We start from the raw sequence: 18,269 nt of genomic DNA on the forward strand, positions 1-18,269 counted from the left end.
ATTTTCACCAATTTGCTTGATGAATATGGTATTCTTGAAAAAACGAAATTTTCAGAGAGAAGACAGGTGATCCAACATGAACCAACACATTGCTTTTTGGACAAAAGCGCAAATGCGCAAACAAGTGGCCGTCATTCAAGGTGAATTGGCACCGTCGCTTGTCTTAACAAACGCTACTTATTTGAACACAGCTCTTAAAAAATGGGTAAAAGCAAACATCTGGATCCTTGAAGACCGCATCGTCTATGTAGGCGAAAAGATGCCTGACCATAGATCCGGAACGGAAATCACTGATCTAGAAGGTAAGTTTGTTGTGCCGGGGTATATTGAACCTCATTGTCATCCGTTTCAACTTTATAATCCCCAGTCGCTCTCGCGATATGCATTGCAGCGTGGAACGTCCGTATTTTTAGCCGACAACTTTATGCTGCTTTTTGAAATGAATATTTCGAAAGCGCTTTCTTTTATGGAGGACGTGAACGATCTGCCTTCTAATTTCTTTTGGTGGTGCCGTTATGACGCACAAACAGAGCTTTTAGAAGAAGAGAATTATTTTTCGGAAAAAAGTGTGAGACAGCTGCTCGAGAGCCCGTATGTTCTTCAAGGTGGCGAGTTAACGAGCTGGCCGCGAGTGCTTCATGGTGATGATACGCTGTTGCATTGGATGCTGAAGACGAAGAAAGCGGGTAAAAAGATCGAGGGACATCTGCCAGGAGCTTCTGAAAAGACCTTAACTGCAATGACGTTGCTCGGTGTGGACTGCGATCATGAAGCGATGACAGGTACAGAAGTGATGGACCGATTGAATGCTGGTCTGCAAGTGTCCCTTCGTTATTCTTCGATTCGTCCTGATCTGCCGAAATTATTGCGTCAGATGAAAGAAGAAGGCATAACGAATTATGAACGAATCTTTATGACGACTGACGGATCCACACCTGCTTTTTATGAAGAAGGTGTTACCGATAAGATGCTGCAGATTGCGCTCGAAGCAGGGCTCGATCCAGTGGATGCGTATATGATGGTCTCTTATAACGTGGCTAGATATTACGGTCTAGATCACCTCTTCGGCATGGTTGCCGCAGGGCGAGTCGCACATTTGAATATTTTAGATGATGTAACAAATCCTCTTCCTGAATCTGTTTTGGCAAAAGGAAAATGGATGAAGCGTAATGGTAAGGATGTTAGTGAAGACAAAGATTTTGATTTTGATTGGGAAGGTCATGGCATCCGAAAAAGAGAGATCACATGGGACCTTCAAGACGAGGATTTTCAGTTTTCTGGTCTCGTTGGAATAGAAATGTACAATAGTGTCATCACACGGCCATATAATGTATCGATCAATCCTTTTTCTGAAGAGATTAACGAAGAATCAGACGAGTGTTTCTTAATGCTGATCGACAAAGAAGGAAAGTGGAGAACGAACACGATCGTAAAAGGTTTTGCGAAAAATCTGTATGGCTTTGCGAGCTCGTATTCCAATACGGGAGATCTTCTGATCATCGGAAAAAACAAAAAAGATATGGCTTTGGCGTTCGAACGCTTGAAAGAAGTCGGCGGAGGCATCGTTCTTGCGGAGAGAGGCGAAATCGTTGCTGAGATAAAACTTCCTTTAGCGGGAGGAATGTCGAATCTTAGTATAGAAGAACTAGTGGTAGAAGAGAAAAGATTAACGAATGCACTAAGAGAACGAGGCTATCAATATGAAGATCCAATCTATTCTCTATTGTTTTTCTCTTCCACACACTTGCCATACATCCGCATTACGCAAAGAGGCATTTACGATGTTAAAAAGAAAGGGTTACTCTTTCCTTCGATTATGCGTTAATATAGAAAAGGATTGGGCAAAATAATACGATACAAAGGTAGTGAGCCCAATGAAAAAGTGGTACATCATCTTGATGGCGATGATTACGGTATTAACGCTGTCTGCATGCAAGGACGCAAGAGATAAAGTATTAGAAGAAGGTAAAGTAGATAAAGCTGAAGCTACGGATTCAAAAAAAGAGGAATTTTCTTCTGTTTATCCACTCACTGGCTTGGAAACGAATGAAGAGGTAGATCATCGCGCGGTTTCGGTCATGGTGAACAACCACCCAAAAGCACGCCCGCAATCTGGACTTCATAAAGCTGATATCGTATACGAAGTATTAGCTGAGGGAGAACTTACACGCTTTTTGGCGATCTTCCAAAGTGAGATGCCAGAAGTAGTAGGACCGGTTCGCAGCGCGAGAGATTATTACATCGAACTCTCACGTGGCTACGATGCACTATTCGTGGCACATGGATTCAGTCCTGAAGCGAAAGAGATCCTCGATAGCGGGACGGTCGATCACCTGAACGGAATGGATTACGATGGAATTCTTTTCAATCGAGCTGATTTTAGAAAAGCGCCTCACAACTCTTACATCACCTATGAAAATATCGAAAAAGGGATGGAGAAGATCGGTGCCGAGCAATCAGATGATCTCGATATGCTTGCGTTCTTAACTTCTAAAAGTGCTAAAGCAATAGAAGGTGCGCCTGCAAACGAGGTTCAGATCTCTTACCCAGGCGGAGAAACAGTAGGTTACTCGTACTCTGCTAAGATGAAGACGTACGCTAGAAGCAGCAACAATGAACCAACGATAGATCGTGAGACCGAAACACCCATTACGGTAGGCAATGTATTCATTGTTGAAGCGGCACACCGGGTAATCGATGATGCCGGCAGACGAGAGATCAACTTAACGTCAGGCGGAGATGCAATTCTGATTCAGAATGGTGTCGCACAAAACATTTCGTGGAAAAACGAAAACGGAAGAATCGTTCCGGACGGTGGAGCGTTTGTTCCGGGAAAGATATGGATTAACATTGTACCGAGTGGAATGACAGATTCGGTTAAGATGCAATAAAAAGGAGTGCATGTTTCATGCAAATTGATAAATTACGAGGAAAAGCATTAGATCAGCTTTTCGAATCGGTTTTGTCGCTGAAGGATATGGAAGAATGTTATCGATTCTTTGATGACCTTTGTACGATGAACGAGATTCAATCTTTGGCGCAACGACTTGAAGTAGCGCGCATGCTTCGTGAAGGAAAAACGTATCACAAGATCGAGAGCGAAACGGGAGCAAGTACCGCAACGATCTCACGTGTAAAACGTTGCCTGAACTTTGGAAACGACGCGTATGCAATGGTACTCGACCGCGTTCATGAAGAGGAAGAAGCGAAATAATGAGAAGAAAACCTGCCTGAGTGGCGGGTTTTTTGTTTTTTTGTTTGGAGTCATAAGAGTGGAGTGGCTGCTGTACTGTGCGCCAGTCGTAATGTGACGAAATTTGTAGATTCGCCGATATATGGCCAGAACTCGCCGTATTAACTCAAAAACTCGCCGGATTCTAGCCGAATCTCGCCGTAATAATGCCAAAATTTCTAGAATTATGTTTATTAAGTATATTGATCGTTGTGATTCAAAACATCTTCAACTGCAAAAGCCTACTTTATTGACAAAATGTTATTCACTTATTATAGTTGTATGTACAAACAACATTAACGATTGCAAAGAGGTGCTATAATGCCCGAAAAGTATCTAGAAAACTGCTTATATTTTACTGTGAACAAGCTTTCTCGCGTTATTTCCAAAATGGCTGAGGAATCTTTTCGACCGACAGGAATTACGCCTACTCATGGCTTTATGATGATGCTTGTGAACGACAAACCTGGAATCTCTCAATCGGAGTTAGCAGAAGAACTTCACATGACACCAAGTACGATCACAAGATTCGTGGACAAGCTTGTTGTAAAGGGACTTGCAGAGCGTAAAGTGCAAGGCAAGATGTCGCACATCCATCCGACACAAGCAGGAACGGAAATTCAAACAGATCTCGAAAAAGCTTGGAAAGCTCTTTATCGAACGTATTCCAGTCTTTTAGGAGAAGAAGAAGGAAAAGCGCTCACAAAAGCAACACATCTTGCAGCAGGGCAGCTCGAATCATAAGAGCTCGCTTCTTACTGTTTAAGTTGTTTGTACAAGCAAATGAAATTTAATATTTTTTCATAAAGGAGATTCATTCATGAAAAGTACATTAGTAATAGTCGCACATCCTAATCTACAAAACTCTACAGTAAATAAAAGATGGGCTGAAGAAATAGAGAAACGGGATCATGTTACGGTTCGAAAACTTTACCAACTGTATCACGACGGAAAAGTGAACGTTGAGGAAGAACAACGTATGCTGTTGCAGCACGATCGTATCGTTCTTCAATTTCCGTTCTATTGGTACAGCTCACCTTCCCTTTTAAAAGAATGGCAAGATAAAGTGCTAGCGTTCGGTTGGGCTTACGGGCCAGGTGGCGATGCACTTCATGGAAAAGAGTTAGTACTGGCAATTTCAACGGGCGGACCAGACTTCTCCTATCAAGCTGGCGGTTACAACAACTATACGATCAGCGAATTATTGCGTCCGTTCCAAGCGACCTCTAATTTAATCGGAACACGTTATATCACGCCGTTCGTCTTCCATAGTGCAATTCGCGCGTCAGAGGAAGCGATTGAACAAAGCGCTAAGAACTATATCTCATATGTTTTGAATCCTGAAATCTAATGAAACTCATTCTTCATCAAGCTCATCTGGACTTGGTCGCGGCAGTTTCCGCGTATCCATTCTGCCTGCCTGACAACGCCTTCTGCTTGGAAGCCTAGTCGGCGGGCGAGCTTGATGCTTTTTTCATTTTGAACCGCAGCACGAAGCTCCACGCGATTCAGCATCAGCGTGTAATAGGCATACGTAAGCATTCCTTTTACCGCTCGCTGTGCAATACCATGACCTTCGAATCCTGATCCTACCCAATAACCAAGCATACCAGACTGGTTGTGCCACTTAATATCATATAAAGCAACAGAGCCTGCTACTTGTCCGCGATACCATATAAAAAGAACAACATCTGTTTGTTCTTTCATTTTTTTGTTTACCGTTTTAATAAACTGACGCATCTCGCCGCTTGATTGGGTATAATCGACCCAGCTGATCCACGGTCCAAGATGATGACGTGATTTTTCTAACATTCCATAGATGATGTCGGATTCTTTAACGTCTGCTTGCTTTAGCATGATTTCGTCGTCGATATGCCACATAAGCATAGCTATTCCTCCCAAAAAGCAGTATGAACTTCACAATCTTTCCACATGATGAATCATAGAGTGAGAACCTTATTTTTGTTATAATGCAGAAGTACAGAACTGGCTTGTTAAAATAGCAAGCACGGGTGTTTCTAAACATGAAAGGAAGAACACAATGTTTGATTATCGAAAATGGAAGCATGTGTTTAAGCTAGACCCAGATAAAGAGATCAGTGACAGTGACCTTGAGCTGATCTGTGAGAGTGGAACGGATGCTGTTATCGTTGGGGGATCTAGTGGCGTTACGTTGGATAATACGTTAGACCTTATGTCACGAATCCGCAGATATGCGGTTCCTTGTGTGCTCGAAGTATCTAATATCGAATCACTTACACCAGGATTCGATTTTTACTATATTCCTACCGTATTAAATGCAAAGGATGCTAACTTCATTACGAGGCTCCATACAGAAGCATTGAAAGAATTTGGCGATATCATGAATTGGGACGAGATTCTGACTGAAGGGTATTGCATCTTAAATCCAGATTGTGAGGCGGCAAAACGGTCGAGTGCCGACACAGAACTCTCGGCGGATGATGTTGTAGCATATGCCCGCTTGGCCGAAAAAATGTTTAAGCTTCCGGTTTTTTATTTAGAATACAGCGGCACATATGGTGATGTTGATATCGTTCGCCAAGTAAAAAACGTACTTGAAAACACGACTCTCTATTATGGAGGCGGCATTTATTCGGCTGAACAAGCAAGAGCGATGGCAGAGTTTGCGGATACAGTAGTGGTTGGAAACGTTATTTATGACAATTTAAATGCTGCGATTGAAACAGTTGAAGCGGTTAAGGGTAAAAGTTGATAAAATCTCGAAAATGAGTGAGAATAAAAATAAGAATATATGTTCGGGCGGTGAATGAAGAATGAGTATGCATCAAATGATTGAAAAGCTTTTATCAGGATTGAATCCTGAGCAGAGAGCTGCAGTAAAACATACAGACGGGCCGTTGTTATTGATGGCTGGAGCGGGAAGCGGTAAGACAAGAGTGTTAACACATCGTATCGCTTATTTAATGATGGAAAAAGAAGTGGCGCCATGGAACATTCTTGCGATCACGTTTACAAATAAAGCAGCACGAGAGATGAAGGAAAGGGTTGCAAAGATTACAGGACCTGTAGCAGAAGAAATCTGGATTTCTACGTTCCACTCGATGTGCGTAAGAATTTTACGCCGTGATATTGATCGAATCGGAATTAACCGTAACTTTACGATTTTAGATGCGACAGATCAATTGTCTGTTGTAAAAGCGGTATTGAAAGATCTGAACTATGATCCCAAAAAATACGAACCTCGCGGAATATTAAGCGCGATTTCTTCTTTAAAGAACGAACTAAAAACTGCAGCGGATTTTGCAAAAGTGGCGAACGGGCACTTTGAAGGTGTTGTCCAAGAAGTTTATGAAGGCTATGAAAAGCGACTGCGCAAGAATCAGGCGTTAGATTTTGACGATCTGATCATGACGACGATCCAGCTTTTCGCAAAAGTACCTGAAGTACTCGAGTTTTATCAACGCAAGTTTCAATATATTCATGTTGATGAGTATCAAGATACGAACAGGGCGCAGTATATGCTCGTGAAGATGCTAGCTGATCGATTCCGCAACCTTTGTGTTGTAGGGGACTCGGATCAGTCGATCTATGGCTGGCGTGGCGCGGATATCGCGAACATTCTATCGTTTGAAAAAGACTATAACGATACTGAAGTTATTCTATTAGAACAAAACTATCGTTCTACGAAAAAAATTCTTCAAGCAGCTAATAAAGTAATTGAAAACAACATGAACCGTAAGCCAAAGAATCTTTGGACAGATAATACGGATGGAGCTAGTATCACTTACTACCAAGGTGATGATGAGCAGGGTGAGAGCTATTACGTAACAGGTAAGATCCGTGAAGCTGTATCATCAGGCAAACGTTCGTATAATGACATCGCGATTCTGTACCGAACGAATGCTCAATCTCGTGTGATTGAGGAAGTTTTGATCAAATCCAACATTCCGTACAATATCGTCGGCGGGACAAAGTTCTATGACAGAAAAGAGATCAAAGACATCTTGGCGTACCTTCGATTGATTTCGAATCCAGACGATGATATTTCTCTGCAGCGCATCGTAAATGTACCGAAGCGCGGAATCGGTGCGTCTTCTATGGATAAAGTGGCACAGTATGCAGCAAACAATGATCTCTCCATGTATCAAGCGCTTCAAGAAGTGGAGCAGATCGGTCTAAGTGCGCGTGCAACAAACTCTTTAAGAGAATTCTCTGAGTTTGTTACGAACTGGACGCGTCAGCAGGAATTTCTTTCTGTGACCGAACTAACAGAAGAAGTGCTTAGCAAGACGGGCTATCGTGATGCGCTAAAAGCAGAGAAAACGATCGAAGCACAAAGCCGGTTAGAAAATATCGATGAGTTTATTTCTGTTACGCAAGACTTTGAAAAGAAACAAGATGATAAATCATTGATCGCCTTCTTAACTGATCTGGCACTTGTTGCAGATATTGATAAGCTCGATGAAGATGCAGCAGATGACAAGCCGAAAGAATCAGTCGTACTGATGACCCTTCACTCTGCTAAAGGTCTGGAGTTTCCGATGGTCTTCTTGATGGGACTTGAAGAAGGGGTATTCCCGCATAGTCGTGCACTTTTTGAAGAGAATGAAATGGAAGAAGAACGTCGTCTTGCATACGTTGGAATCACGCGTGCGGAAGAAGAATTATTCTTAACAAATGCTAGAATGCGTACCCTTTATGGACGTACGACGACAAATCCAGAATCTCGTTTTATCGCTGAGGTCCCTGAAGATCTTATCGAGACAGAAGTAAAAGAAAAACCATCTGTTCCGTGGGGAGCAAGTGCTCGTTCAGGTGGAGGCTCAACGCCATCGTTCATGTCACCGAAAAAGAAAATGGTTACACCTGTCTATCAATCTTCTGGTGGGGAAAAACTGGAATGGAGAGTAGGCGACAAAGTCAAACACCGCAAATGGGAAACAGGAACGGTTGTAAGTATGCGCGGTTCAGGAGATTCAATGGAACTCGACATCGCATTTCCGCAGCCTGTAGGTGTGAAAAGACTGCTTGCTAAATTTGCCCCGATTGAAAAAGCGTAAGAAAAGAAGGAGTGGAACGGGTTGAACGAAGAACAAGCAAAGGAACGCATCCTGGAACTCCGGGAAATGCTAGAAAAATATAATTATGAATATCATGTACTAGACAAGCCGTCTGTACCTGATGCTGAATATGATCAGCTTATGAAAGAGCTGATCGAACTTGAGAACAATCATCCAGAACTTCATGACGAGCACTCGCCTACATCACGTGTAGGCGGTGCTGTTTTGGACTTTTTTGAAAAAGTGGAACATACCGTACCGATGCTGAGCCTCGGCAATGCTTTCAATGATCAAGATCTTCGTGATTTTGACCGTCGTGTAAGAGATGGTGTAGGTTCCAACGTATCGTATGTAGCTGAGCTTAAAATCGACGGTCTAGCCGTATCCCTCACATATCAAGATGGTCGTTTCGTTCGTGGCGCTACACGCGGAGACGGCACAATCGGTGAGGATATAACGAATAATTTAAAAACGATCCGTTCTATTCCATTTAAGTTAAAAGAAGATGTGATGCTCGAAGTACGAGGCGAGGCGTTCATGCCGAAAAAATCTTTCCAAAAGCTGAATGCACATCGAGAAGAAGAAGGACAAGAGCTCTTTGCGAATCCACGGAATGCAGCAGCGGGTTCCCTGCGTCAGCTCGATCCAAAGATTGCGGCGAGCCGTAACCTCGATATTTTTGTTTATGGTGTAGGAAAGCTTGAGGGTCATTCAGTTGATTCGCACGACGAAAGCTTAACGTACTTAAACCACTTAGGTTTTAAAACGAACCCTGAGTGGAAGAAATGCGCAAACATCGAAGAAGTCATTGAATATGTGAACAGCTGGCAGGAGAAGCGACCAGACCTTCCGTATGAGATCGATGGGATCGTAATCAAGGTAAACTCTCTTTATCAGCAAGAGGAACTAGGATTCACGGCGAAGAACCCGCGCTGGGCGATCGCGTACAAGTTTCCTGCTGAAGAGGTTGTAACAAAGCTAGAAGGCATCGAGTTGAACGTCGGACGTACGGGTGTCGTTACTCCGACTGCACTGCTGCAGCCTGTATTAGTCGCGGGAACGACTGTAAAGCGTGCTTCGTTACATAATGAAGACTTGATCCGTGAAAAAGATATCAAGCTCGGCGATTATGTTGTGGTAAAAAAAGCCGGGGACATCATTCCGGAAGTCGTGAATGTGATCACGGAGCGCCGAACTGGTGATGAAATTGACTTTAATATGCCGACCGAATGCCCAGAGTGCGACAGCAAGCTAGAGCGTTTAGACGGGGAAGTAGCATTACGCTGTTTAAATCCGCAATGTCCGGCACAGATTCGAGAAGGATTCATTCACTTTGTATCGCGAAACGCCATGAACATTGATGGGCTTGGTGAAAAGGTAGTCGCACAGCTGTTCAAGGAAAAATTAATACAAAACTTTGCCGATTTGTTTAAGCTAGAGCGCGAGAAACTGTTAGAATTAGAGCGTATGGGTGAGAAGTCGGTAGATAATCTGCTCGCAGCGATCGAGAAGTCGAAAGAGAATTCTTTAGAGCGCCTTTTGTTCGGGCTTGGCATTCGTCATGTCGGAGCGAAAGCGGCAAAGACGATCGCACAGCGTTTTGAATCGATGGATGGTTTGATGAGTGCTTCTAAAGAAGAGCTGTTAGCTGTTGAAGAGATCGGTGAAAAGATGGCTGACTCTATCCTGCTTTATTTTTCGAAGCCAGAAGTACACGAGCTCGTAGCAGAGCTTAAAACTTTAGGCATGAACATGGATTACAAAGGTCCGAAACTCGTGAAAGTTGAAGATCTGGATACACCGTTTGCAGGAAAAACGGTGGTGTTAACAGGTAAACTTTCGATTCTGACTCGTAATGATGCAAAAGAAAAATTGGAGCGCCTAGGAGCGAAAGTGACTGGAAGCGTGAGTAAGAATACAGATATGCTGATCGCAGGAGAAGATGCCGGATCTAAGCTTGATAAAGCGAAGACCCTTGGTATTGAGGTTTGGGATGAGCAGAAATTGGTGGACGAGCTTAACAAATAAGATTGGCGAGAGCTAACCAACAATACTAGAGGAGTGTCCGTGATGATGAAACGGGTTGGGCTCCTTTTCTTAAGTACTTTACTTCTTTTGACAGGCTGCTTAGGTGGCGACGAGCTGGAAAAAGAAGAAAAGATCGTGCAAGAAAAGGGCAAAAAAGATGAGAAAGCGATTATAACAGGGGAGATTAACACTGGTGAAAAGTACTATCGAAGTATTTTTCCGTTCGAACCAGGTGGTGCCCGCGGTGTAATCCGTTATGGCGTTGATAATCGGCTTGATATCAACGAGTTCGAGATGGGCTTAATGCGCATCGCTCAAGATACATTCAGTACAGACAAGTACTTTTTCCAAGAAGGACAGATCTTAAATGAGCCCACGGTTACGAACTGGCTGAAAAGAGCAGATGAAGAACCTGGAAAAAGCAAGAGCAAGCTTGATCAAACAGGATTGAACCCTAAGCTGGGTGTTAAAGTAGACGAAGGTGATCCAGGGTTTAAAGATAAGATGCTAGAAGCAAACAAGAACAACCCTAAGTATCTTTCATATGTTCTTGAACATAACTATCTTGTTCAAAGTGGTGATGGAAAAGTAAAGCTTGGTGGTGTGGTAGTCGGTTTATCCTTTAACTCCACGTACTACTATGACGTTAATCAACAAGGCTTGATCTATCCTGGTGAAGTGAAGCTCCAGCGTGAAAAAGTGAAACAAGAAGCACAAAAGATTGCTGGACAAGTCGCAAGCCGTTTGCGCACAGATCCAAAACTTAAGGATGTGCCGATCGTCTTTGCTCTTTATCAAGAAGAAGAGCGCGATTCTGTAACGCCAGGAAACTTCTTTGCTTCAGGCGTAGTGAAAAAAGGAAGCAATTCAGTAAGTTCATGGGAAGATGTAGATGAAGATTATGTGCTGTTCCCATCTGATGCAGCTTCAAAAAAGAAACGAAGTGACTACGAAAAATTCACTACCTTTAAATCTAAGGTTCAGGAGTATTTCCCTAACTATATCGGAGTAATTGGGAAAGGCTATTATAAAGACGGTAACCTTGAGCGATTGACGATTGAGATTCCTGTTCAGTTCCGCGGTAAAGCAGAGATCATCTCCTTTACCCAGTTCGTAGCAACATCCGCACTAGGAGAGTTGCCGAACGTGCCGGTAGAAGTATACATCGGCTCAGCAGTTGATCAGCCAGAGGCGCTTATCGTGAAGGACGAAACAACACAAGAAGAACCTTTTGTGCATATTTATCGTAAATAATGATGTTTGAAAGCCCACTACCGTTATGGTTAGTGGGTTTTTAACTGACAAGGTGAGAGGTTCTTTGGTATGCAGCCCGTACTATAGTTTTGCGATTTTACGGTACGTGTTTTTATATTTGTTACGTGTTCACCGCTAAATGAGTTGTTTCCACCTGAAAATGCTTTATTTTCACCTGTAAAGTGGTTGTGAGCACTGCTACCACGCATGTGACCACCTGAGATTGTATTGCTACCACCTGAAGACAGCTCTCCGCAATACAAAACGGAACTAAATTGAACAAAGTGAACCACTTACAATGACATTTTTGTAGATCATGGAAAAATATACTTCAAAACGAACAAAGCTCATATTTATTCGTATAACACCTAAATCTTCTAAGCAAATCAAGGAAAAATTCACTAATCATTCACTACAAAGAAAAAAGATACAAAAATGTACGATATCCCTTGAAAATAAAGAATTCTGACTATTATCAGTTTGTTTGAACAAACCGCTATGTTCATGTAGAATGAACGTGGGAAACCGAATAATGAAAACGCTTTAATAGGAGGGGAATTTATTATGACACGTGAATACCGTCATGAACCATTTATGGATTTTTCAGTTCCTGCGAACAAGGAAGCTTACGAAGCAGGGTTAAAGGTAATTAACTCAAAGCTTGGTACAGAGTTTCCGCTTGTTATCGGCAGTGAAAAGATCACGACAGACGAAAAGATTGTTTCTATAAATCCAGCTAACAAAGAAGAAGTGATTGGATCTGTTTCCAAAGCGACTCAAGATCACGCTGAGCAAGCGATGCAAGCTGCATTAACAGCTTTTGAATCTTGGAAAAAGTGGGATCCTGAACACCGCGCGAACATCTTGTTCCGTGCAGCAGCGATCATCCGCCGCCGTAAATATGAATTCTCCGCTATGCTTACAAAAGAAGCAGGTAAGCCATGGAAAGAAGCTGACGCTGATACAGCGGAAGCGATCGACTTTTTAGAATACTATGCACGCCAAGCGATCAAGCTTAAAGCTGGACAACCAGTTGTAAGCCGTGACGGCGAAATTAATAAATTTAACTATATTCCACTTGGAGTAGGTATCGTAATCTCTCCATTCAACTTCCCGTTTGCGATCATGGCAGGTACTGCAGCAGCGGCGTTTGTTACAGGTAACACAGTATTGTTAAAGCCTGCGAACTCAACGCCAATTATTGCAGCAATGTTCGTACAAGTGATGGAAGAAGCAGGACTTCCAGCAGGCGTACTTAACTTTGTTCCTGGCAGCGGTGCTGAGATCGGTGACTACTTAGTAGACCACCCGAAAACTCGCTTCGTATCGTTCACAGGTTCTCGTGAAGTTGGTTGCCGTATTTATGAGCGCGCAGCAAAAGTACACCCAGGCCAAATCTGGCTGAAGCGTGTAATCGCTGAAATGGGCGGAAAAGACACAGTAGTTGTTGACCGTGATGCTGATCTTGAATTAGCAGCAAGCTCAATCGTTTATTCAGCGTTCGGATTCTCTGGACAAAAATGTTCTGCTGGATCTCGTGCAGTTATCCACCAAGACGTTTACGACGAAGTTTTAGAAAAAGCAGTAGCTCTTACGAAAACATTAACGATGGGTAGCCCTGAAGAAGTTGGCACATACATGGGACCAGTAATCGACCAAGCTTCTTTCAACAAAATCATGAAGTACATCGAGATCGGAAAAGAAGAAGGCCGTCTGATGACTGGTGGAGAAGGCGACGACTCTAAAGGTTACTTCATCCAGCCTACAATCTTTGCTGATGTAGATGAAAAAGCTCGCTTGATGCAAGAAGAGATCTTCGGACCAGTTGTAGCTGTATGTAAAGCACGTGACTTCGATCACATGATGGAAATCGCAAACAACACAGATTACGGTCTAACAGGTGCACTTCTTTCTAATACTCGTGAGCACATCGAGCGCGCGCGTGAAGAGTTCCATGTTGGTAACTTCTACATCAACCGCGGATGTACAGGCGCAATCGTTGGATACCAGCCGTTCGGCGGATTCAACATGTCTGGTACTGACTCAAAAGCGGGTGGCCCAGACTACCTAACACTTCACATGCAAGCAAAAACAACTTCCGAAACACTTTAATCTTTAAAATTGTGCCCTTTCTCGCCTGAGAAAGGGTTTTTTTCTGTGAGAATTTCCATTTATAAGTCTTCTTCAGAATTTATAAGTCCTCAAAAAAATTTATAAGTCTTCACACAATCTGCAAACAAAAAAATGGATTGTACACGCCGCTTCAGGAGAAGTTAATCGTATAACGATATGGAAGCAGGTGTGAAGATGTCAAAAGATAAAGAGCAAAAGAAGAGTGTTCCTGATGTCAATTTGGATGAAACGCTGCCTCATCAGATCAGTTCTCCTGATTTTAAAGGTACAGGGATGAAGATGGAAGCGCCGTTTGTAAACGAGCATGGTGTCGTGATCGGAGACAGTTTTTACGATTCAGAGAATTCTCCTCTCAACAATTGGAGTACGGACACGGATCCTGAAATTATGGCAGGAGATGAGTGGGTGCATCCGACCAATGATATCGGTTGGAACACGAACATGAACCGCGACCTCATCGAAAAGAAAGCACCGCCCAAAGAAGGTATGCTTCGCCATCCAACGAAAGACTCGAGCTACGGAAAAGATTAAGACATCTGGTCCTCATCAGATGTTTTTCTTTTGTGCTAAGAGCGGACTATAGTAAGATGAGAATAATAATGAGGGAGGTAACACACATGGCATATTTCGCAGCAATTTTACATATGGAAAAACCAGAGCTCAATCAAGAGTTTCGTCAGGCTCACTTAGATTACCTAGCGGAGCTTGTGGCACAAGATAAAGTTCATCTAAAAGGACCATTCTTAGACGGAGCAGGCGGCATGGTCGTTTATACAGCGGAGTCATTAGATGAAGCGAAACAATTAGCAGAAGAAGACCCTTACGTAAAAGAAGGTGTGCGCCGCTTAGAGCTTCATGAGTGGGGAATTTAAAGATTTCACTACCAATATGGAAGAATCTACATAAAAGTAGATTCTTTTTTCTATTTTGAGGGCTGTTCGGACTGCACGAACGCCGTCCTCAGGTGGTGGCAGAGCAATCTCAGGTGGTCACGCTCGTCTTAGCGGTGCTCACAACCCTTTTACCGGCGAAAACAAAGCGATTACAGGTGGAAAGAACCAAATTACCGGCGAACGCGTAAAAAATATAAAAACACGTACCGTAAAACAAGCTAAAATCCCGCAAACAAATCTGCAGACCACACAAACCCCATAAAAATAACTCAATTCCGTGAATCTTCCCTCCTCAAGTTGCTTACAGGGCAAGCTTTTTGTTATCATCAGAATAATACTTTTCGTATAGAAAGTCTTGGAGGTGGCATGCTTGTCTCGAATTTCGAAAGATCAAGTGAAGCACGTGGCGCATTTAGCCAGGTTAGCGGTTACGGAGGAAGAAGCCGAATTGCTGACTGAACAATTAGATAAGATCATCGGGTTTGCTGAAGAACTGAACGAACTCGATACAGATAACGTGGAGCCGACTACACACGTTCTGGAACTGAAGAATATCCTTCGCAAAGACGAAGTGAGAAATTCTGTATCAGTGGATGAGGCGATGAAAAATGCGCCTTCAGAAAGAGATGGCCAGTTTAAAGTTCCGAACATTTTGGAGTAGGAGGAAAGACCACGTATGTCGATTTTAGATAAAAAGATCTCAGAACTGCATCAGTTATTACATACAAAAGATTTGAGTGTAACTGACATTGTCGATGCGACCTTTGACCGCATTCATCAAGTAGATGGTAAAGTAAAGGCGTTTTTAACCCTAAATGAAGAATACAGCCGCATTAAGGCTAAACAATTAGATGAAAAGCTCGTTTCCGGTGCTGATAGAGGACTGCTCTTTGGTATGCCGATTGGAATCAAGGATAACATCGTAACAAAAGGGATTCGTACAACATGTGCGTCCCGCATTTTAGAAAACTTTGAACCGATCTATGATGCAACCGTTGTGGAACGCTTGAATCAAGCGGACACGATCACGATCGGAAAATTGAACATGGATGAATTTGCGATGGGTTCATCAAACGAGAACTCAGGGTTCCACCCAACACATAACCCATGGGATCTTTCTTGTGTACCAGGAGGTTCATCCGGTGCGTCTGCGGCATCCGTATCAGCTGGAGAAGTTCTTTTCTCACTGGGCTCTGATACAGGTGGCTCGATCCGTCAGCCTGCTGCTTTCTGTGGTGTTGTTGGATTGAAGCCGACGTACGGACTTGTTTCTCGTTACGGCCTAGTCGCGTTTGCGTCCTCACTCGACCAGATCGGTCCTGTAACCCGTAACGTTGAAGACAACGCATATTTGCTGCAAGCCATTGCAGGAAACGATCCGATGGATTCTACTTCTGCAAAAGTGGACATCCCAGATTACCTGGCTTCTTTTACAGGTGATGTAAAAGGACTTAAGATCGCGGTTCCAAAAGAATACTTAGGTGAAGGTGTAGAGCCTGGCGTAAAAGAGCGCGTGATGGAAGCTCTAAAAGTACTTGAAGGACTTGGAGCGACATGGGAGGAAGTATCTCTGCCGCATTCTCGTTATGCTCTTGCAACGTACTATTTGCTGTCATCATCTGAAGCTTCTGCTAACCTTTCACGCTTTGATGGCGTTCGTTACGGACTGCGTTCAGATAACAGTGAGAACTTGATCGAGATGTACAAGCAGTCTAGAAGCGAAGGATTTGGTGAGGAAGTAAAACGCCGCATCATGCTTGGAACGTTCGCGTTAAGCTCTGGATACTACGATGCTTATTATAAAAAAGCACAAAAAGTTCGTACGCTGATTAAAGAAGACTTTACGAACATTTTTGAAAAATACGATGTAATCATCGGGCCGACAACACCATCTGCATCGTTTAAATGTGGATCGATGACGAAAGATCCGTTAACGATGTACATGAACGATATCTTAACAATTCCGGTTAACTTAGCGGGTGTGCCTGCTATCTCTGTACCTTGTGGGTTCTCAGATGGACTGCCGATCGGACTTCAGATCATCGGAAAGCATTTTGACGAGAGCACGATTTATCGCGTAGCGCATGCGTTTGAACAAGCAACAGATCATCACAAAGAAAAGCCGAAGCTGTAGGGGGTGCAGAAAATGAGCGAATTTGAAACGATAATTGGATTAGAAGTACACGTGGAGTTAAAAACGAACACTAAGATTTTCTGCGGCTGTTCTACAAACTTTGGTGCTCCGCCAAACACGAATGTGTGTCCGATCTGCTTAGGACATCCTGGCGTATTGCCTGTTGTGAACCATCAAGCTGTAGATTTTTCGATGCGTGCTGCACTTGCTCTTAACTGTGAAATCAATAAAGAAACAAAATTTGACCGCAAAAACTACTTTTATCCAGACAATCCGAAAGCTTATCAAGTGTCACAGTTTGATAAGCCGATCGGTGAACACGGCTGGATTGAGATCGAAGTTGGCGGAAAGAAAAAGAAAATCGGTATTACGCGTATCCATATGGAAGAGGATGCAGGTAAGTTGACTCATACAGCAGACGGATCACTTGTCGATTTAAACCGTCAAGGAACCCCTCTTGTTGAGATCGTCTCTGAGCCAGATATTCGTACGCCTGAAGAAGCTTACGCGTATTTAGAAAAGCTTAAAGCGATCATTCAATACACGGGTGTATCTGACTGTAAGATGGAAGAAGGTTCGTTGCGCTGTGACGCGAACATCTCGATCCGTCCGGTTGGTCAAGAGAAGTTCGGAACAAAAGCAGAGCTCAAGAACTTAAACTCGTTTGCTTTTGTACAAAAAGGGTTAGAACATGAAGAAATACGCCAACGTGAAGTGGTTTCAGCGGGAGGAGAGATTCTTCAAGAGACTCGTCGTTATGATGAAGCGACGAAAACGACGATCCTGATGCGTGTAAAAGAAGGATCTGACGATTATCGTTACTTCCCAGAGCCTGACCTCGTATCCATTTTTATCGATGAAGAGTGGATGGATCGTGTAAAATCAGACATTCCGGAGCTTCCGGATGCTCGTCAAAAGCGTTATGTTGGTGACTTCGGATTACCTGAATATGATGCGAAAGTATTAACGATGACAAAAGAGATGGCTGATTTCTTCGAAGCAACGATCACAGCTGGCGCAGATGCGAAGCAAGCATCCAACTGGATCATGGGTGAAGTAAGTGCGTACTTAAATAACGAAAATAAGGAGCTTCACCAGACTGCTCTAACTGCTGAAGGTCTTGCTGGCATGATCAAGCTAATCGCTGACGGAACGATCTCTAACAAGATCGCGAAGACGGTCTTCAAAGAGTTGATCGAGAACGGTGGCGACGCAGAGAAAATCGTAAAAGAAAAAGGTCTCGTGCAGATCTCAGACGAAGGAGCAATCCGAGAAATCGTCGTGAAGATCCTCGATGCGAACGAGCAATCTGTTGCGGATTATAAAGACGGAAAAGAAAAAGCAGTCGGATTCCTTGTTGGACAAGTGATGAAAGAAACAAAAGGGAAAGCAAACCCTCCACTTGTGAACAAGTTGATTGTTGAAGAGCTTAAAAAAAGATAAATAAGACTTGTTTTGGTTTGCTCAGTTGATTATGAGCGTGGTTGGTTTCCGTTCCAGGTACTCGCTTTCCGCGGGGCAGGCGGTGAGCCACATTCGTACGTTTCACGTAT

General features: G+C 43.2%; 18 protein-coding genes. 16 read left to right on the forward strand and 2 right to left on the reverse strand.

Features of this window, described 5'->3' with window-relative positions:
- Positions 1 to 76: 76 nt before the first annotated feature.
- From H9648_RS13790 to H9648_RS13810, 5 genes are all read left to right on the forward strand, one after another.
- A complete protein-coding gene (locus tag H9648_RS13790) occupies positions 77 to 1,825 on the forward strand; it encodes an adenine deaminase C-terminal domain-containing protein (protein WP_191754386.1) in 1,749 nt (582 codons plus the stop codon).
- Between the two features lie 49 nt (positions 1,826 to 1,874).
- Positions 1,875 to 2,891: a DUF3048 domain-containing protein gene (locus H9648_RS13795; protein ID WP_191754387.1), complete on the forward strand. Its 1,017-nt coding sequence runs from the start codon at positions 1,875 to 1,877 to the stop codon at positions 2,889 to 2,891.
- A gap of 17 nt (positions 2,892 to 2,908) precedes the next feature.
- Positions 2,909 to 3,214 (forward strand): YerC/YecD family TrpR-related protein, encoded by a 306-nt coding sequence (locus tag H9648_RS13800; RefSeq protein ID WP_066242834.1) that lies wholly within the window; start codon positions 2,909 to 2,911, stop codon positions 3,212 to 3,214.
- Positions 3,215 to 3,553: 339 nt separating this feature from the next.
- Positions 3,554 to 3,976 carry a MarR family winged helix-turn-helix transcriptional regulator gene (locus H9648_RS13805; RefSeq protein WP_191754388.1) on the forward strand — a complete coding sequence of 141 codons (423 nt, stop codon included), beginning with the start codon at positions 3,554 to 3,556 and terminating at the stop codon, positions 3,974 to 3,976.
- Between the two features lie 76 nt (positions 3,977 to 4,052).
- Entirely contained in the window at positions 4,053 to 4,583 is a 531-nt protein-coding gene (locus tag H9648_RS13810; protein WP_191754389.1) for an NAD(P)H-dependent oxidoreductase, read from the forward strand.
- Here the strand turns inward: H9648_RS13810 and H9648_RS13815 are convergent.
- Positions 4,580 to 5,119, reverse strand: coding sequence for a GNAT family N-acetyltransferase (locus tag H9648_RS13815; protein WP_191754390.1), 540 nt, complete (start codon positions 5,117 to 5,119; stop codon positions 4,580 to 4,582). The genes H9648_RS13810 and H9648_RS13815 overlap by 4 nt on opposite strands.
- A 154-nt stretch (positions 5,120 to 5,273) precedes the next feature.
- Between H9648_RS13815 and pcrB the strand changes: the two genes are divergently transcribed.
- The 4 genes from pcrB (at position 5,274) to H9648_RS13835 (ending at position 11,556) form a co-directional block, all read left to right on the forward strand.
- A complete protein-coding gene (gene pcrB / locus H9648_RS13820) occupies positions 5,274 to 5,966 on the forward strand; it encodes a heptaprenylglyceryl phosphate synthase (RefSeq protein ID WP_191754391.1) in 693 nt (230 codons plus the stop codon).
- 67 nt (positions 5,967 to 6,033) lie between these two features.
- Positions 6,034 to 8,274: a DNA helicase PcrA gene (pcrA, locus tag H9648_RS13825; RefSeq protein WP_191754603.1), complete on the forward strand. Its 2,241-nt coding sequence runs from the start codon at positions 6,034 to 6,036 to the stop codon at positions 8,272 to 8,274.
- Positions 8,275 to 8,295: 21 nt separating this feature from the next.
- Entirely contained in the window at positions 8,296 to 10,302 is a 2,007-nt protein-coding gene (ligA, locus tag H9648_RS13830; protein ID WP_191754392.1) for an NAD-dependent DNA ligase LigA, read from the forward strand.
- A 42-nt stretch (positions 10,303 to 10,344) separates the two neighbouring features.
- A complete protein-coding gene (locus H9648_RS13835; protein WP_191754393.1) occupies positions 10,345 to 11,556 on the forward strand; it encodes a CamS family sex pheromone protein in 1,212 nt (403 codons plus the stop codon).
- A 29-nt stretch (positions 11,557 to 11,585) separates the two neighbouring features.
- On the opposite strand, the gene H9648_RS20720 is transcribed toward H9648_RS13835, so the two are convergent.
- Positions 11,586 to 11,765, reverse strand: a complete 180-nt coding sequence (locus tag H9648_RS20720; protein WP_225218906.1) for a hypothetical protein — start codon at positions 11,763 to 11,765, stop codon at positions 11,586 to 11,588.
- Positions 11,766 to 12,120: 355 nt separating this feature from the next.
- Between H9648_RS20720 and pruA the strand changes: the two genes are divergently transcribed.
- The 7 genes from pruA (at position 12,121) to gatB (ending at position 18,159) form a co-directional block, all read left to right on the forward strand.
- On the forward strand, positions 12,121 to 13,668 hold the full coding sequence (gene pruA, locus H9648_RS13840) for an L-glutamate gamma-semialdehyde dehydrogenase (RefSeq protein ID WP_191754394.1): 1,548 nt from the start codon (positions 12,121 to 12,123) through the stop codon (positions 13,666 to 13,668).
- A 195-nt stretch (positions 13,669 to 13,863) separates the two neighbouring features.
- Positions 13,864 to 14,220 (forward strand): DUF3905 domain-containing protein, encoded by a 357-nt coding sequence (locus tag H9648_RS13845; RefSeq protein WP_191754395.1) that lies wholly within the window; start codon positions 13,864 to 13,866, stop codon positions 14,218 to 14,220.
- Positions 14,221 to 14,306: 86 nt separating this feature from the next.
- A complete protein-coding gene (locus H9648_RS13850; RefSeq protein WP_191754396.1) occupies positions 14,307 to 14,561 on the forward strand; it encodes a YciI family protein in 255 nt (84 codons plus the stop codon).
- A gap of 55 nt (positions 14,562 to 14,616) precedes the next feature.
- Entirely contained in the window at positions 14,617 to 14,844 is a 228-nt protein-coding gene (locus H9648_RS13855; RefSeq protein ID WP_191754397.1) for a hypothetical protein, read from the forward strand.
- Between the two features lie 108 nt (positions 14,845 to 14,952).
- On the forward strand, positions 14,953 to 15,243 hold the full coding sequence (gene gatC / locus H9648_RS13860; protein WP_066390841.1) for an Asp-tRNA(Asn)/Glu-tRNA(Gln) amidotransferase subunit GatC: 291 nt from the start codon (positions 14,953 to 14,955) through the stop codon (positions 15,241 to 15,243).
- Positions 15,244 to 15,258: 15 nt separating this feature from the next.
- Positions 15,259 to 16,716 (forward strand): Asp-tRNA(Asn)/Glu-tRNA(Gln) amidotransferase subunit GatA, encoded by a 1,458-nt coding sequence (gene gatA, locus H9648_RS13865; protein WP_191754398.1) that lies wholly within the window; start codon positions 15,259 to 15,261, stop codon positions 16,714 to 16,716.
- A gap of 12 nt (positions 16,717 to 16,728) precedes the next feature.
- On the forward strand, positions 16,729 to 18,159 hold the full coding sequence (gene gatB / locus H9648_RS13870) for an Asp-tRNA(Asn)/Glu-tRNA(Gln) amidotransferase subunit GatB (protein WP_191754399.1): 1,431 nt from the start codon (positions 16,729 to 16,731) through the stop codon (positions 18,157 to 18,159).
- Positions 18,160 to 18,269 lie beyond the last annotated feature (110 nt).

The organism is Fictibacillus norfolkensis, assembly GCF_014836645.1.
GTDB classification, from domain to species: domain Bacteria; phylum Bacillota; class Bacilli; order Bacillales; family Fictibacillaceae; genus Fictibacillus; species Fictibacillus norfolkensis.

Excerpts from the sequence above, each read along its gene's own strand:
- H9648_RS13790 (WP_191754386.1), top strand. The coding sequence starts at position 77 with ATGAACCAACACATTGCTTTTTGGACAAAAGCGCAAATGCGCAAACAA.
- H9648_RS13795 (WP_191754387.1), top strand. The coding sequence starts at position 1,875 with ATGAAAAAGTGGTACATCATCTTGATGGCGATGATTACGGTATTAACG.
- H9648_RS13800 (WP_066242834.1), top strand. The coding sequence starts at position 2,909 with ATGCAAATTGATAAATTACGAGGAAAAGCATTAGATCAGCTTTTCGAA.
- H9648_RS13805 (WP_191754388.1), top strand. The coding sequence starts at position 3,554 with ATGCCCGAAAAGTATCTAGAAAACTGCTTATATTTTACTGTGAACAAG.
- H9648_RS13810 (WP_191754389.1), top strand. The coding sequence starts at position 4,053 with ATGAAAAGTACATTAGTAATAGTCGCACATCCTAATCTACAAAACTCT.
- H9648_RS13815 (WP_191754390.1), bottom strand. The coding sequence starts at position 5,119 with ATGCTTATGTGGCATATCGACGACGAAATCATGCTAAAGCAAGCAGAC.
- pcrB (WP_191754391.1), top strand. The coding sequence starts at position 5,274 with ATGTTTGATTATCGAAAATGGAAGCATGTGTTTAAGCTAGACCCAGAT.
- pcrA (WP_191754603.1), top strand. The coding sequence starts at position 6,034 with ATGCATCAAATGATTGAAAAGCTTTTATCAGGATTGAATCCTGAGCAG.
- H9648_RS13835 (WP_191754393.1), top strand. The coding sequence starts at position 10,345 with ATGATGAAACGGGTTGGGCTCCTTTTCTTAAGTACTTTACTTCTTTTG.
- H9648_RS20720 (WP_225218906.1), bottom strand. The coding sequence starts at position 11,765 with ATGCGTGGTAGCAGTGCTCACAACCACTTTACAGGTGAAAATAAAGCA.
- pruA (WP_191754394.1), top strand. The coding sequence starts at position 12,121 with ATGACACGTGAATACCGTCATGAACCATTTATGGATTTTTCAGTTCCT.
- H9648_RS13845 (WP_191754395.1), top strand. The coding sequence starts at position 13,864 with ATGTCAAAAGATAAAGAGCAAAAGAAGAGTGTTCCTGATGTCAATTTG.
- H9648_RS13850 (WP_191754396.1), top strand. The coding sequence starts at position 14,307 with ATGGCATATTTCGCAGCAATTTTACATATGGAAAAACCAGAGCTCAAT.
- gatA (WP_191754398.1), top strand. The coding sequence starts at position 15,259 with ATGTCGATTTTAGATAAAAAGATCTCAGAACTGCATCAGTTATTACAT.
- gatB (WP_191754399.1), top strand. The coding sequence starts at position 16,729 with ATGAGCGAATTTGAAACGATAATTGGATTAGAAGTACACGTGGAGTTA.